This is a genomic window from Veillonellaceae bacterium (assembly GCA_025992895.1).
In the GTDB taxonomy this organism is placed as follows: Bacteria; Bacillota; Negativicutes; order Veillonellales; family Dialisteraceae; genus Dialister.
Window position 1 is genome coordinate 1,713,761 of the sequence record DAJPGA010000001.1, and the last position, 15,234, is coordinate 1,728,994.

At 46.8% G+C, this 15,234-nt stretch carries 13 protein-coding genes, 2 tRNA genes, 1 pseudogene and 1 riboswitch; all 16 genes and pseudogenes read right to left on the bottom strand.

Annotated features, from left to right (window positions below):
• Positions 1-54: 54 nt before the first annotated feature.
• Complete coding sequence (locus OIM03_07430) at positions 55-540, bottom strand: DMT family transporter (GenBank protein ID HJI74107.1); 486 nt, start codon at positions 538-540, stop codon at positions 55-57.
• 54 nt (positions 541-594) lie between these two features.
• Positions 595-930 (bottom strand): annotated as a pseudogene (locus OIM03_07435) (DMT family transporter).
• Between the two features lie 109 nt (positions 931-1,039).
• A tRNA-Val gene (locus OIM03_07440) sits at positions 1,040-1,116 on the bottom strand.
• Positions 1,117-1,290: 174 nt separating this feature from the next.
• A tRNA-Val gene (locus OIM03_07445) sits at positions 1,291-1,367 on the bottom strand.
• A gap of 128 nt (positions 1,368-1,495) precedes the next feature.
• Positions 1,496-2,746 (bottom strand): methionine gamma-lyase family protein, encoded by a 1,251-nt coding sequence (locus OIM03_07450; protein HJI74108.1) that lies wholly within the window; start codon positions 2,744-2,746, stop codon positions 1,496-1,498.
• Positions 2,747-2,756: 10 nt separating this feature from the next.
• Entirely contained in the window at positions 2,757-2,957 is a 201-nt protein-coding gene (hfq, locus tag OIM03_07455; protein ID HJI74109.1) for an RNA chaperone Hfq, read from the bottom strand.
• Complete coding sequence (miaA, locus tag OIM03_07460) at positions 2,947-3,870, bottom strand: tRNA (adenosine(37)-N6)-dimethylallyltransferase MiaA (GenBank protein HJI74110.1); 924 nt, start codon at positions 3,868-3,870, stop codon at positions 2,947-2,949. The genes hfq and miaA overlap by 11 nt, the downstream gene beginning before the upstream one ends.
• A complete protein-coding gene (locus tag OIM03_07465; protein ID HJI74111.1) occupies positions 3,867-4,649 on the bottom strand; it encodes a class I SAM-dependent methyltransferase in 783 nt (260 codons plus the stop codon). The genes miaA and OIM03_07465 overlap by 4 nt, the downstream gene beginning before the upstream one ends.
• On the bottom strand, positions 4,646-6,601 hold the full coding sequence (gene mutL / locus OIM03_07470) for a DNA mismatch repair endonuclease MutL (GenBank protein ID HJI74112.1): 1,956 nt from the start codon (positions 6,599-6,601) through the stop codon (positions 4,646-4,648). The genes OIM03_07465 and mutL overlap by 4 nt, the downstream gene beginning before the upstream one ends.
• A complete protein-coding gene (mutS, locus tag OIM03_07475) occupies positions 6,601-9,150 on the bottom strand; it encodes a DNA mismatch repair protein MutS (GenBank protein ID HJI74113.1) in 2,550 nt (849 codons plus the stop codon). Before mutS ends, mutL begins: the two co-directional genes overlap by 1 nt.
• 54 nt (positions 9,151-9,204) lie before the next feature.
• Positions 9,205-10,527, bottom strand: coding sequence for a tRNA (N6-isopentenyl adenosine(37)-C2)-methylthiotransferase MiaB (gene miaB, locus OIM03_07480; GenBank protein ID HJI74114.1), 1,323 nt, complete (start codon positions 10,525-10,527; stop codon positions 9,205-9,207).
• Between the two features lie 168 nt (positions 10,528-10,695).
• Positions 10,696-11,163 carry a 6,7-dimethyl-8-ribityllumazine synthase gene (gene ribE, locus OIM03_07485; GenBank protein ID HJI74115.1) on the bottom strand — a complete coding sequence of 156 codons (468 nt, stop codon included), beginning with the start codon at positions 11,161-11,163 and terminating at the stop codon, positions 10,696-10,698.
• A gap of 18 nt (positions 11,164-11,181) precedes the next feature.
• Positions 11,182-12,411: a GTP cyclohydrolase II gene (gene ribA, locus OIM03_07490; GenBank protein HJI74116.1), complete on the bottom strand. Its 1,230-nt coding sequence runs from the start codon at positions 12,409-12,411 to the stop codon at positions 11,182-11,184.
• Positions 12,401-13,054, bottom strand: a complete 654-nt coding sequence (locus OIM03_07495) for a riboflavin synthase (GenBank protein HJI74117.1) — start codon at positions 13,052-13,054, stop codon at positions 12,401-12,403. Before OIM03_07495 ends, ribA begins: the two co-directional genes overlap by 11 nt.
• A 2-nt stretch (positions 13,055-13,056) precedes the next feature.
• Positions 13,057-14,256, bottom strand: coding sequence for a bifunctional diaminohydroxyphosphoribosylaminopyrimidine deaminase/5-amino-6-(5-phosphoribosylamino)uracil reductase RibD (ribD, locus tag OIM03_07500; GenBank protein HJI74118.1), 1,200 nt, complete (start codon positions 14,254-14,256; stop codon positions 13,057-13,059).
• A gap of 49 nt (positions 14,257-14,305) precedes the next feature.
• Positions 14,306-14,427: riboswitch (FMN riboswitch) on the bottom strand.
• A 73-nt stretch (positions 14,428-14,500) separates the two neighbouring features.
• Positions 14,501-15,172, bottom strand: coding sequence for a deoxynucleoside kinase (locus tag OIM03_07505; GenBank protein ID HJI74119.1), 672 nt, complete (start codon positions 15,170-15,172; stop codon positions 14,501-14,503).
• Positions 15,173-15,234: the final 62 nt, after the last annotated feature.

Genomic DNA, 15,234 nt, shown 5'->3' on the forward strand with positions numbered 1-15,234 from the left:
GAACCAGCTAAGAGCTTCATTTTTCCCACCTCAGAAAATCATTCCAACACCACATCATTTATGCTGAAATCCTAACTTTTTCTTTAACATATGCTCAGAACCAGGCGCTGCAATCGCAGCAAGAATAAGAATAATGCCAACTGCCTGAAATACATTGAACATTTCACTAAACAGGAAATATGAAGCAATGACCGATATAGCAGGCTCTACGGTAGCCGTTACGGAAGCCTCTGTCTCAGTAAGACGGCGAAGCCCTGCATTATAGCAGGTAAAGGCGACTACGGTTCCGCAAATGACGATCCAGAAGATATCCATGATGATATCCCTATGGAAAAATGCCCCTATATCGGTAACCGGGTCTGCGGCAAAAGCAGCCGCAGCTCCACAAAACATACCAATCGATAAAACAAAAGAACCATCGGGAAAAGCCATCAGGTTTTTAGGATACACAGCGCATACTGCAAAAAATACGGCTGATGCAAGCCCCAGCCATATGCAGCCCGCAGGAACCATGATCCTGTCAAGATTCCCGCCCGTCACCAGGAGGAAAACCCCTCCTATGGCAAGAATGACGGAAGCGGCTTCTGCCGTGCCAGGAAGCCTTCCCCTCCTGAAGGATGTCCATAGGATCACGATGGCAGGACAGGTATATTGTATCACGGTTGCGGCCGCTGCATTCCCGGCTTCTATCGATGCAAAGTATGTCCAGTGCATCAGCATCAGCCCGATGATCCCATAAAAGGAAAGCTTTGCTAAAAGAAATGGATGGTCCTTCAGGATATGGATGGATTTCACAAAATTGCCTTTGGCAATCGTGAGTGCCATCATGATCACGCCCGCACAAAACATGCGGAACACGGTCAGATCCATCGGACTAAGGCTGCTCCTGGAAAAGAAATCCTGTGCCGCCAGACCACATCCAGCCCACATTGCGCCTGCTGTTATTACAAGCAGAACGGCAAAGACATCCATGGCCTTTCAACGCCTCCAAATTCATAAAATTTATACAGAAAAACCCGCCAAATGGCGGGCTCTATTTTGGTGGGACTATTTGGATTCGAACCAAAGACCTCTTCGATGTCAACGAAGCGCTCTAACCAGCTGAGCTATAACCCCAAGTAACGTGTCATTATTATATATGATGCGTTTGTAAAAAGCAACTGAAAAATGACAGATAAAAAGAGATCATTTTACAGTTCTCCCCAAAAAGGATTCCGCCCTTTTGCTGTATTTTCTCAGGAGCCAATTCCCTGAGTTTTTATGGAAATCTGCTAAGCAGAGATGAACTTCTGGTGGGACTATCTGGGTTCGAACCGGAGACCTCTTCGATGTGAGCGAAGCGCTCTGACCAACTGAGCTATAGCCCCTTGAACACGTCATATTATAGCACCAGTATTTCAGATTGTTAATATAAATTTCTTTGATGAAAATCCTCCACGCAAAAAACTGTGAATGACATTCCCATTCACAGTCCTTTATAGCTTATTTGTATTTATTAATCTTCGAGACCGCCTCTGGCAGCGAGGATCTTCTCTGCAGCGCCCATTACGGCAAGCATGGTGTGTTCAAAAACAAGGCCGCCCTGGAAGTACATGATGTACGGGGGTCTTACAGGGCCGTCAGCTGACATTTCAATCGTAGAGCCCTGAACGAAAGTGCCTGCTGCCATAATAATCGGATCCGTATATCCGGGCATGGGTCCCGGGACAGGAACAGCATCCGAATCAACCGGCGACCAGTTCTGCACGGCTTCGGCAAAGCTGCACATATTTTCTTCAGAGCCCAAAGTAATGGCTGTGATAAGATCCGTCCTCAAATGGCCCGGTTCAGGAACGACGTCAAAGCCGAGTACCTTGAATACGGCAGCGCAGAATTCGGCGCTCATCATTGCCTGACGTGTAATATGCGGAGCGAGGAAAAGGCCTTCGAAGAACGGGCGGTAAGAAGCAGCATAGGATCCCATTTCTGCGCCAAGTCCGGGAGCTGTCCAGACATAGGAGCAAAGCTCGACAAGATCTTCTCTTCCGCAGATATAAGCACCTGTCGGTGCAAGTCCGCCGCCTGCATTTTTAATCAATGAACCTGCTGTGATATCAGCGCCAAGCTCGATCGGTTCTTCTTTGCATGTAAATTCGCCATAGCAGTTATCGACAAAGCAAATCGCATTTGGATTCTTTGCTTTGACTGTTTCAATGATTTTCCTGATGTCGGAAGGGAAAAGCGAATCTCTCAGCATGTATCCTCTGGAACGCTGGATTTCTACAAGTTTTGTATTTTCATCAACAGCATCTGCAATGGCTTCCAGATCGTAAGTGTTGTTCTTAAGAGGCACTTCTTTATAATGAACGCCCTTGGATTTAAGATTGCCCGGTGCGTTTCCGGAAATCCCGATGACACTCTGCATCGTATCATAAGGAGCACCTACAGCAGATACCATCGTATCTCCCGGTTCGAGGAGCGCAAGGAGAACAGTAGCAAGCGCATGAGTGCCTGAAACAAACTGCGGACGGACCAGGGCGCTTTCTGCCTTGAATATATCTTTCCAGATTTCCTCGAGTTCTTCACGGCCCGGATCTCCATAGCCATAGCCATTGGATGGAGCGAAGTGATAAGCAGAGAGGTGGTGGTTCCTGAATGCTTCCAGAACTTTCTGTGTATTGTATAAGGAAATCTCTTTCATTTCATCAAAAACAGGCGCACAAAGAGCGAGCGCTTCTTCCTGCACCTGTTGAAGTTTTTCATTCATTTTCACTCAATCAGATCCTTTGTATTGTAGAAATAGCATGCTTGTAAATCAGCTGCGAACGATTTTCGCTTACAAGAAGTACGGTAAAGCTGTCAAAAGACTTTACCTTTCCCTTTAACTGAACGCCATTCATCAAAAAAATGCTGACAGGCGCATTTTCTTTCCTGGCTTCATTTAAAAATGTATCCTGCAGATTCATTTTACCTTCCATCTTCACATTCTCCTCTAAAATATGAAATGACATAATCCGTGATTTCCTTGCACCACGTGTCCTGGTTAAACTCATTTCTTTCATACCAGTGAATATACGGCATTCTCTTATACCATGTAATCTGCCGTTTCGCGAAATGGCGAGTATTTTTCTGGATGAGAGCTTTTGCCTCTTCCATAGAGAGCCCGCCTTTTATGCATTGAACCATTTCCCTATAACCAATGGCTTTCAATGACTGGGCTGTTTCCGGAATGCCTGAATCCAGAAGTTTTTGAACTTCATCATATAATCCGTCCTGCATCATATGACAAACTCGCTTATTTATTCTATCATATAAGACCGCTCTGTCCATAGCAATCCCTATAACTGGACCATCATAAATGAGAGATTGGCTCTTTTCCGGAGATAAATCCCTGCCTTCTGCATCAATCAGCTCCAGTTTTCTCAGCATTCTCTGCGGATCATCAGGAATTTCCCTGACGCCGGCTTTCTTAAGTTCTCTTTCAAGACCTTCTTTCCCATTGTCCAAATAAAAATCATGCCACTTTTTCCGCTGATCAGACTTAGGCAGGAAAGAATAACCCTCCAGAAGTGACTGGATATAAAGCCCCGTTCCTCCTACAAGGACAGGGATTCTTCCTTCTTTATTTTCCCTTGTTATGATTTCTGAAGCTTTCTCCTGAAAATCAGCAGCGGAATAGGATTCTCTGGGATCGATGCAGTCGACAAGATAATGGGGGATTCCCTGCATTTCTTCTTTTTTCACCTTGGCTGTTCCAATATCCATTTCCTTGTAGACCTGGAATGCATCGCCGGAAATGATGGAAGACCCCAGAGCTTTTGCAATCTCAATCCCGACTTCTGATTTACCGGAAGCGGTCGGCCCTAATATGGTTATAAGCTTTTCCTTCATGATAAATCAATCACCCCGTATGCCGTGGTCTGCCCTTTTTTGGCTTCAATCCTTGTAAAAAAGACCTTCTTGAAAAGCAATGAAAACGGGCGCTCTTTGACAATCACACGCGTCCTGGCCGCGCGCATGGCCAGCAGAATCGTCTCGTCATCGAGCCTGTCATAAGCAGCCGCTTCCCGAAAGCCTGTCATATCATTGACTTTGGCCTGCACAGGATGCCGGAACATGGGATCAAAGTAAACGACATCAAAACTTTTCTCTGGAATATTTTTCAGATATTCCTTAAAATCAGCATGAATTAAATGGATTCTCCGAACGGCATCCGTCAGCGCCGTGTCTTTATCCCGATAAGATTCTATGCCGGCCCTTCCTATTTCATAGAGTGCAGTGCTTTTTTCCAAGGCTGTGACGCTCCCCCTGTCTCCTAAGAACCAGGAAATCGTCGTGGAATCATTCGCATGGCCGAAGGTACAGTCAAGGACGCGGCATGGTTCTTCTTTGGGAAGCAGTCTGCATAAGCGGTCCCCATTTCCCGCAAGGATCTGGCGCGTCCGAAGGACGGATGTTCCTAAATGAAAATGGTATTCCCCGTCTTTCGTCTTAAAGGAAGGAAGGCGCCTGCCATAAATCAGAAAACCTTCTGCCTTGTACTTCTCTGCCATCTCTTCAAGCTTGTCTTCCCTCTCAAGGTAAGGGATATCCAAAGCTTTTGCACGCTCTTTTGCCTTTTCTCTGATCAGTCCCGGAGCATCCGAGATCGTTGTTGCAGCAATCTTCATGGCCTTTTGAACAGCCTTCCCAGTTCTTCAGGTGTGAATCTTACAATCGTCGGTCTCCCATGCGGACATACAAACGGGCGGGACGTGTGGAAGAGATCTGTAATCAGTTCCTTCATCTGGCGGATATTCAAGGGGTCTCCCCTCTTGATAGCGCCGCGGCATGCGGCATAGGCCATCATGCGGTGGCGGAGCGTTTCAGGTGAAACCATATCTTCATCGTGATAGGCAACTAAAATATCCCTTACGACGCGAAGGAGTTCATCATCGGCAAAATCTTCCGGTGCTCCGGTCACGCGTATGACATCAGGACCCGCCTGCTCAAATGTAATGCCCAGCTTGACCAGTTCTTTTTCATGATCCTGCAAAATCAGAATATCATCCGGCTCCACATGGATCAGATGAGGAATCAGGAGTTTCTGGACAGGAATTCCTTCCGCTCTTTCTGCAAGCTTATCATAACGAACGCGTTCATGCGCTGCATGCTGGTCAATGATGAAAAGATCCTTCCCATGCTGGCAGAGAATGAAGCAGTCTGCCACCTGTCCTAAAGGGATAACCGTTTCTGCTTCTTCTTTTTCTGATTCAAATAAGACGCCTTCAGAAATTGTTTTCTGATCCTTCAATTCCTGATGATCTTCCTGATCTTCTCTCTTGAAGAATGGCTTATCCGACAGGATTTCACGGCTTCCTACTGATGGCTGGAATGTCTCCCGCATCGTTTCAGAGCTTTTTCCAGCGCCGGAAGATGAAGATCCTTTCTGCTGCTGGCTGTATTCTTCAAGATGCGCTCTCCATGAATCAGGGACAGAGGGAGCCTTTGCCTCTCCCGGCTCCATAGCAAGCCCGATATCGTGCAGCGGTTTCTGTTCTTCCACTTTCACATTGACCGGATTTACATCCATTTCACCAAGAACTTGATGGCCCGGATCCTTGATCATCTCACGGGCAATGCTGTCTGCATCCGACTGGGATGTGAGCGTCCTTAAAACGGCATGGTACACCGTGCGGAATGCCATTTGTTCATCAGAAAACTTGATTTCCCTTTTCTGAGGATGCACATTGACGTCGATACTTTCCGGCGGCACATCAAAGGAAAGAACAAGAAGCGGATAGCCATTCTTCGGAAGAAGTGAATGGTATGCATTGTCCACAGCTTTTGAAATGACAGAACTTTCAATGACTCTCCGGTTGATGATCAGCGTCTGGAACTGGCGGCTGCTCTTTAAGAGTGATGGTTTTGAAATCAGTCCGTTAAGGAAGATATTTTCCCCTTCTTCTTTGACTTCAAGCATTTCACCGGCTGTCTTTACACCATATAAAGCAGAGACTACGTCAAGAAGTCTTCCGTTTCCCGGTGTTTCAATGACAACCCTTCCATTATTGATCAGGCGGAAAGCCACATCCGGATTGGCAAGGGCCAGTTTTCCCACCATCGTATTGATTCTAGCCGATTCCGTTCTTTCTGATTTCAGGAATTTCTTCCTCGCCGGAACGTTATAGAAAAGCTCCCTGACCTCAACCGTTGTGCCGGCTGGCGTTCCGGCGGCACGCACGTCCTCAACAACGCCGCCCTTGATATCAATGACCGTTCCTTCAACATCTTCCGGTCTTCTTGTCGTGATGGATGACCTTGAAACGGACATAATGCTTGGAAGTGCTTCCCCGCGGAATCCCAGGGAGGCGATGTGATAAATGTTATCCACATTGGAAATCTTGCTAGTGGCGTGGCGGATAATGGACATCTTGGCATCTTCTGCAGTCATTCCAGAACCGTTATCCGTCACACGAATGTAGGTCATCCCGCCGTCTGCAATTTCTATTTCCACTTCATGAGCGCCTGCATCGACAGAATTTTCCACAAGCTCTTTGACAGCATTGACCGGACGCTCGACGACTTCTCCTGCAGCAATCTGATTCGCCGTAACTTCATCAAGAACATGAATTAATCCCATTATCGGCTCTCCTTTGCTTCCTTACTCAGTCGGAATAAAATCTCCATGGCTTCAATCGGTGTCTTGCTCATGACATCAAGGTCTGCCAGTTCATTGATGATGGGCGATGCAAAAAGATCAAGGCCGGTTTCTCTTGCTTCATTAGAAGGAGCAGAAGGCGCATGGTACCCTTTACCATCCGATTCCTCCAGTCCTTCAAGAATATCGTCTGCTCTTTTCAGGAGAGATTCAGGAAGCCCGGCAAGTCTTGCTACATGGATTCCGTAGCTTCTGTCTGCACAGCCTGGAACAATGCGGCGGAGAAATACGACATCCTTCCCGCGTTCCTTCACTGTTACCGTATAATTCTTGATCTTGCTGCTGCCATCTGCCATATCTGACAACTCATGATAGTGTGTGGCAAACAAAGTAAAGCCATGAATCTTTTTATCAATGTATTCGACAACGGCTCTTGCAATACTCATGCCGTCATATGTGCTCGTGCCTCTCCCGATTTCATCAAGAAGAATCAGGCTGTTCCTGGTGGCATTGCGGAGAATGTGCGATACCTCCTGCATTTCCACCATGAACGTACTCTGACCGGTCGATATGTCATCCGTGGCTCCGATTCTTGTGAATATGCGGTCGACAGGAGAAAACATGCCGCTTTTAGCCGGTATGAAGGATCCGATCTGCGCCATAATCGTCAAAACAGCAACCTGACGCATGTATGTCGACTTACCTGCCATGTTAGGCCCTGTGATAACCAGGATTTCCTGATTATCATGATTCAGTTCCGTATCGTTTGGCACAAACATTTCATGATTGAGGGCATGTTCGACCATCGGATGCCTTCCATCGGAAATCGAAATGCGGCCTTCCTTCTGTGGGAGGATCTGCGGTCTTACATAGCGGTCTTTCAGGGCTGCCCTTGCAAGGCTTGCTATGCAGTCAATCCCCGCCAGAGCAGAAGCCGTTCTCTGCATATCCGGGATTTCCGGGCGTATTTCCGCTTTGACCATCTGGTAGATCTTAAGTTCGAGCTCTTCGGTCTTTTCCTTGGCGGAGAGCGCTTTAGCCTCGAATTCCTTCAGCTCGGGGGTAATGTATCTTTCCGCATTGACCAGCGTCTGTTTTCTCACATAATACTCAGGAACAGGAATCTTATTGGCATTGGAGATTTCAAAGTAATAACCAAAGACATTATTGAATCCGATCTTCAGCTTGATGCCCGTCTTCTCCTTTTCCTCTTCTTCCAGCTTTGCTATATATTCCTGGCTGTCTTCCGACAAAGAGCGGATTTCGTCAAGCTCTTCGGAAAATCCTTTTTTTATGTATTTGCCATCCTTGATATTTCCTGTGCCATTTTCATTCATCGCACGATCCAGAAGGTCAAAAACGGCTTCATGCACTTTCATCTGCCCGTTCAGCTTTTTCAGGATGACTGAACTGGAAGATGAAAGGAGATTCTTGATCTGCGGCACAATCTTGAGCGTTGCTTTGAGTGCCAGCAAATCCTTCGGTGATGTAACATTGGCTTCGATACGTCCAAGGATTCTTTCAAAGTCAAAGACTTGCGAAAGCAGCTCTTCGAGCTGTGTTAATTCCATGGCATGATTCGTAAGTTCTTCAATCCCGTCCTGACGAAGGATGATTCCATTCACATCCACCAGAGGCCTTTCAAGCCAGCGCCGCAAAAGTCTTGCCCCCATCGCCGTATGCGTGTGATCAAGAAGCTCAAGAAGCGTTCCTCTTCTTCCGCCATCCCTCATATTTCTGGTGATTTCAAGATTTCTGATGCACTGGTCGGAAAGAATCAGCGTATGATCTTCCCTGATCGGCTGTACGGAATGGAATTCCGGCAGGTTGTCTCTCATGACATTTTGCAGATAATCCGCCAGATATCCAAAGGCCATGCGTACATTTTCATCTTCAATCGATTCCGCAATCGCAGGTGCCTTGCACATTTCATCTGTTTCAGGCATTCTTGTGACAAGGCAGCTTCCAAGCCTTGATGAGCAGAATGATGTCAGCTGGCGGTAGAAATCATCTGATACGCCGCATACGAGTTCTGCCGGATTATATACAGAAAGGACATCCAGGAAATCGTCCTGCTCCTTTTTAAGATTCCAGATCCCCCACCAGCTTTCGCCTGTTGAAATATCACAGAGGACCATATGGATCTTCTTGTCTTTCTCAAGAAGGCAGGCCAGATAGTTGTTGGATTTATCCGCAATGGCATTTTCAAAGAGAATGGTTCCCGGCGTAATGACACGGATGACATCACGCTTAACGAGTCCCTTTGCTTTTTTAGGATCTTCAAGCTGTTCGCAGATAGCTACTTTGTACCCTTTTTGAATCAAACGGTAAATATAGACCTCGGCCGCATGGTACGGCACGCCGCACATGGGAACGCGGCCTTCTGCGCCTGCATTCTTTCCTGTCAGGGTCAATTCCAGTTCATGAGAAGCCGTGTACGCGTCATCATAAAACAATTCGTAAAAATCACCCAGACGGTAAAAGAGCAGGCAGTCCTTATACCCCTCTTTTATCTCTTTGTATTGATCCATTAATGGCGTTTTAGCCAATCTCAATCACCTCTCGATCAAATGACAAGACAGAATTCAGATCAGTTCTCCCTTGAGAACCCAGGTCTGCGCTGTGTCAACTTTAACGTCAACCGTATCTCCGACGGAAATTCCTTCCTTGTACGGGAATAAGATCATTTTGTTCCCGGAAGTTCTTCCGTACCAGTTCATCGGATCCTGCTTGGAAGGACCTTCTACGATAATGGAATATGTCTTTCCTTCCATTTCCTTATTGAGTTCAAGACTGATTTCATTTTCCACATCCATCAGTTCCTGCAGACGTCTGTGCTTGGTGTCGGAATCGATCTGGTCTTCCATTCTTGCTGCAGGCGTTCCGGTTCTTGGAGAATAAATAAATGTATAAGCGGAATCGAAACGAACTTCCTTCAAGAGAGCCAGCGTTTCCTGGTGCATTTCTTCCGTTTCTCCCGGAAATCCCGTAATAAGATCTGTCGTTACGACAATATCAGGCATTTTGCTCCTTACGTAGGAAAGAAGTTCCTTGAAATGTTCAATCGTATATCCGCGGTTCATCTTCTTCAGCATTTCATTGGATCCGTGCTGGACGGGAAGATGCATATGACGGACAACCTTCGGTGATTCTGCCATGGCATCAATCATATCGAATGTCATATCTCTTGGATGGGATGTCATGTAGCGGACTCTTTCAATGCCATCAATCTTGTCGATGGCACGGATCAAGTCACCGAAATCAGTCCCGTTCCTGAAATCGAGCCCGTAAGAATTGACATTTTGCCCGAGAAGTGTAACTTCCTTGTAACCTTCATCGGCAAGAGTCTGGATTTCATTGGAAATGTCATCAATCGTACGGCTGATTTCACGGCCTCTTACATAGGGAACGATGCAGTAAGTACAGAACTTATTGCATCCCTGCATGATCGGAACCCATGCGAAAGTCTTGGACTTTCTGACAGATTTCAGTTCACTGTAATCTTCAACGCTGTGCGGATTTCTTTCTGTCTTGACGACATGGCCGCCTCGTGCATTTTCTTTGGAGACAATATCTTTCAGATCATGAATATGGTACGGTCCGATAACAAAATCAATGATCGGCATTCTTTCAATCAGCTTGCCTTTGTTTTCCTGCGCCATACAGCCGGCGATTCCCAGGAGCATGTTCGGATTCTTGTCCTTCAGCTTCTTGATTTCACCGATTTTCCCATACACTTTCTCTTCTGCATTCTGGCGGACACTGCATGTATTCATGATGACGATGTCTGCGTCTTCCATTTCTTCAGCCGGCTGATATCCCAGTTCTTCCAGCTGTCCGTTAATACGTTCCGTGTCAGATTCATTCATCTGGCATCCATATGTAATCGTATAATATTTCTTCCCCATCGGGAGCTGCTCCTTATCCACGGCAATCCTCCTGTATTATGTTAAATCAATTATAATATTATACCATATACAGGATATTCCTTTCATATAATCTAATTTCTACCACGCAAAAAGGAGCTGCGGCAAAATGAATTGCACATTTTGTCACAGCCCTTTGACAAGTCCTTCCTACTTTCCAAGCTTCTTGAAAAGGCTTGCCATTTCAAGAGCATCCATCGCGCATTCAAAGCCCTTGTTGCCGGACTTGAGCCCTGCCCTGTTGACAGCCTGTTCAATCGTATCGGTGGTCAATACGCCGTAGAGAACAGGAATGCCGCTCGAAAGTGATGCCATGGCAACGCCCTTTGTCACTTCGGTTGCTACATGTTCATAATGATCTGTTTCTCCGCGGATGACTGCGCCAAGGCAGATGACAGCATCATATTTTCCTGATTCAGCCATTTTCTTGGCAGCCAGCGGGATTTCGAAAGCACCCGGCACCCATGCCAGATCCACTTTATCCATATCGACGCCATGACGGCTAAGTCCGTCTACGGCTCCGTCAATCAGTTTGCTGACGATGACTTCATTGAAACGGGATGCTACAATTCCTACTCTGATTTCACTTTCATTAAAAAGTCCGGAAATAATATTCACTTTGAATGCCTCCTGTGCTTACTCTTTTGGTTCTTCAATATCTTTATCAAGCTTTAACATATGGCCCATTTTTTCCTGCTTCGTTTTCAGATAGAATTCGTCTTCGCGGGTAGGAGCCATTTCAATTGGTTCTCTTGATGCAATGGTGATGCCGTATTCACTGACATCTCCGATTTTCTGCGGGTTATTGGTCAGAAGACGGATGCTGTTTACGCCCAATGCCTTAAGAATCTGCGCGCCTGTCATGTATTCACGAAGGTCAGCCGCAAATCCAAGCTTCAGGTTCGCTTCAACGGTATCATATCCTTCATCCTGAAGGGCATAGGCTCTGATCTTGTTGATCAGGCCGATTCCTCTTCCTTCCTGACGAAGGTAAACAAGGACGCCGCGTCCTTCACGGGCAATCTGGCGCATAGCCTGCACAAGCTGCTGGCCGCAGTCACAGCGAAGGGAACCGAAGCAGTCTCCTGTCAGACATTCAGAATGAATGCGGCAAAGGACCGGCTTGCCGTCAGAAACATCGCCCATGGAAAGGGCTACATGGTGTTCCCCGTTCATCTTATTCACAAATCCGTAAATTTCAAATTCACCATACTTTGTCGGAAGCTTGGCATGAGAAACTTCATCTACCAGTACTTCGTGCTTTTTCCTGTATTCGATGAGCTCCTGAATATTGCCAATCTTCATATTCTTTTCTCTGGCAAGCTTGAAGAGGTCATCCCTTCTTGCCATTGTTCCATCATCATTCATGATTTCGCAGCAAAGACCTGCCGGTTTTAATCCTGCAAGTCTTGCAAGGTCGACAGTTGCTTCCGTGTGGCCCTGACGTTCAAGAACGCCCCATTTTCTTGCTTTCAGCGGGAAAAGATGGCCGGGTCTTCTGAAATCTTCCGGCTTTGCCCCGTCCTTGATCGCTTCAAGCGCTGTCATAGAGCGGGCATACGCGGAAACTCCCGTACCGGAATCTTTATAATCGATAGATTCCAGGAATGCGGTCTGATGATTATCCGTATTATGGCGGATCATCGGTCCCAGGTACAGGGACTCGGCAATTTCTTCAGACATCGGCATGCAGATGACGCCTTTTGCTTCCGAAGCCATACGGTTCACATTTTCCGGGGTAGCAAATTCTGCGGCGCAAATATAATCGCCTTCATTTTCTCTGGACTCCGGATCCTGCATGATGACAATGTGTCCTGCACGGATTTCTTCAATGATTTCTTCAATACTGTCAAATTTATAATCCATAACTTCCTCCATGCCCAAGGCTCTGAAGCATCCCCAGCGTCAACCCCTCGCCCGGTTTGTCTTTCATGAGCTGCTCGATGTACTTTCCTATATAATCACATTCGATATTGACCGGATCCCCTGGTTTTTTGTCCATCAATATCGTTTTCTCTCCCGTATGAGGGATAAGAGAAATGGTGAAACCTTTATCTGTTCTCTCTGCCACGGTAAGGCTGATGCCGTCTATGGCGACAGAACCTTTTTCAACAATATATTTCATCAGTGCTTTGTCTAATGTTATGGCAACTTCGATGGAATTATCCAGTTTCCTGAATGAAAGAATTTTTCCCTGTCCATCGACATGGCCAAGCATGATATGTCCGCCCAGGCGGTCGCAAAGCCTGAGTGCTCTTTCAAGATTAACCGGAGATCCCGGCCGGCAAATGGAGAAGGATGTTCTTCTCAAAGTTTCAGGCGTAACGTCGGCATCAAAAGAATCCCGATCCATTCTTGTAACGGTGAGACAGGCGCCATTGACCGCAATACTGTCGCCAAGCTTTGTCCCTTCCAGTACAGTCCTGCAGGAAATGGTCAGCGTGCAGCTGTGTCCGGATCTTTTGATCTGCCTGATATGGCCGATTTCCTCAACAATCCCGGTAAACATTCTTATTCACCCTTTTCATCCTCTCCTTTTTCGATAGGGAGATCTGATGCAGGTTCGTCATGAACTTCTTCTGATTTCTCAGGTTCTTCTTTAGGAGATTCTTCTTTGTGATCTACATAACCCTCAATGATGAGATCAGAGCCTGACATCAATGTTGTAATATTTTTTAGCCTAACCGCTTCCGGTATGGTGTCTGCGCCTTTTCCTCCAAGGAGGCCCGGTGCATCTTTTCCGCCAATCAGGATGGGCGCCGCATAAATCCTTACCTTATCAACGATTCCTGCCTCAAATGCATCAGCAGCAAGAGTTGCGCCGCCTTCCAGAAGGATGCCGTCGATTCCTTTCAAGGCAAGTCCTGTCATAGCAGCCGAGAGGTCTACCTTTCCCTTGATATCGCCGTCTGCAATAATGACATCAATGCCGTTTTTAATCAGGGCATCACGCTTTGTCTCATCGGCCGAGGTGGTCGTAAGGACGATCGCCTTTCCCGGTTCCTGAAATACCTTTGCCTTGAGAGGAACGGATAGATTGCCATCTACGATAATTCTTACCGGATCGATCATACCTTCCGTGCGGGATGTCAAAAGCGGATTATCGGCCAGTATAGTGCCGGCTCCCGCCATAATTCCTGCATAGCAGCCGCGGAGAACGTGAACCTCCTCGCGTGAATCCTCAGAAGAAATCCACTTGGATTCACCGGTATGGCAGGCTGTTTTTCCATCCAGGGACATGGCCGCTTTGTAAAGGACAAAAGGTTTGTGCTTCTGGATGTACTTCATGAAAACTTCATTGAGCTCTTTTGCTTCTTTTTCCATGACGCCGACAGTAACAAAAATGCCCGCATCCCTTAATTTCCTGATTCCCTTTCCTGCTACGAGCGGATTGGGATCAACCATTGCCGTGACAACGCGGTCGATGTCTTTCTGGATAATGAGATCCGCACACGGCGGCGTCTTCCCGTAGTGAGAGCAGGGCTCCAGGCTGACGTACAAAGTCGCCCCCTTCGGATCTTCTGTGCAGTTATTAAATGCATTCACTTCTGCATGCGGGCCGCCATACTGTTCATGCCAACCTTCACCGATGACACGCCCGTCTTTGACAATGACAGCACCTACCATTGGATTCGGGCGCGTATGCCCCATTCCTCTGACTGCCAGTTCCAGAGCGCGGGCCATGTACTTTCTATCTTCATCAATACGCAAAAAATCCACCTCCCTTTCATTCCAGGGAGGTGGATTCCTAAGAATCTTATCCACTCTTCTTTCATCCGGACTATACCGTCGGCTCTGGATTCACACCAGATCTTACCAAGCGAAATTGGTTCGTGGGCTGTCACCACCGGTGGGGACTTCCACCCCGCCCTGAAGAGATTATCTATTCTTATTTATTATAGCAGAACGATGTATAAACGCAATAGTCAGCATATAATCAAAAGACCTTGTCCGTTTATTTTCCCATCATGGAAAGAACTGCGTCTTTTACATCGCTGCTGATATCATCAGGGCTTCTAAGTTTTTCTTCTTCCACGCAGGAAATCTTCTTCCAGCCGTACAAAGCAACCAGCTCCTGATAGGCTGCATGACATTTCTTCAAATAATCCAGATGCTGCTCATGAATATCTGAGGAGCCGCCTTTCGCCGCCCTTTCCCTGATGAGTCTTTCTGAAATGGCAAGAGGGATATCGAGCAGGATGACCAGATCGGGCTTCGGCAGCTCAAGCTCTCCGTACTCGGTCGTTTCAAGCCATTGAAGGAATTTCTTCCTTTCCTCTGCCTGATCATACTTTGTCATCTGATGCACCATATTGCTTGTCGTGTACCGGTCTGCAATGACAATCCCGCCGTTTTCATAAAACTTTTTCCACTTGGTGCGGAAAGAAGCAAACCTGTCGACGGCATAGAATAAGGATGCTGCATACGGATTTACATCCATCGGATCTTTTCCGAAATCTCCGCGAAGGTACATTTTCACAAGAGCGGAAGATTCACTTTCGTAATCAGGAAAGGAAATATGCATGACATCCTTCCCGAGATTTTTCAGATTCTGCTCCAGAAGTTCTGACTGCGTTGCTTTCCCGCTTCCATCAATTCCTTCAAGAACGATTAAGTGTCCTTTCATTCTTTCACCTCCAGAGCTCAATTGGCCCAGTCATCAAAAACAGCCGCCCATGCAGGCGGCCG

Excerpts from the sequence above, each read along its gene's own strand:
- OIM03_07450 (HJI74108.1), bottom strand. The coding sequence starts at position 2,746 with ATGAATGAAAAACTTCAACAGGTGCAGGAAGAAGCGCTCGCTCTTTGT.
- hfq (HJI74109.1), bottom strand. The coding sequence starts at position 2,957 with ATGGAAGGTAAAATGAATCTGCAGGATACATTTTTAAATGAAGCCAGG.
- miaA (HJI74110.1), bottom strand. The coding sequence starts at position 3,870 with ATGAAGGAAAAGCTTATAACCATATTAGGGCCGACCGCTTCCGGTAAA.
- OIM03_07465 (HJI74111.1), bottom strand. The coding sequence starts at position 4,649 with ATGAAGATTGCTGCAACAACGATCTCGGATGCTCCGGGACTGATCAGA.
- mutL (HJI74112.1), bottom strand. The coding sequence starts at position 6,601 with ATGGGATTAATTCATGTTCTTGATGAAGTTACGGCGAATCAGATTGCT.
- mutS (HJI74113.1), bottom strand. The coding sequence starts at position 9,150 with ATGGATCAATACAAAGAGATAAAAGAGGGGTATAAGGACTGCCTGCTC.
- miaB (HJI74114.1), bottom strand. The coding sequence starts at position 10,527 with ATGGGGAAGAAATATTATACGATTACATATGGATGCCAGATGAATGAA.
- ribA (HJI74116.1), bottom strand. The coding sequence starts at position 12,411 with ATGGATTATAAATTTGACAGTATTGAAGAAATCATTGAAGAAATCCGT.
- OIM03_07495 (HJI74117.1), bottom strand. The coding sequence starts at position 13,054 with ATGTTTACCGGGATTGTTGAGGAAATCGGCCATATCAGGCAGATCAAA.
- OIM03_07505 (HJI74119.1), bottom strand. The coding sequence starts at position 15,172 with ATGAAAGGACACTTAATCGTTCTTGAAGGAATTGATGGAAGCGGGAAA.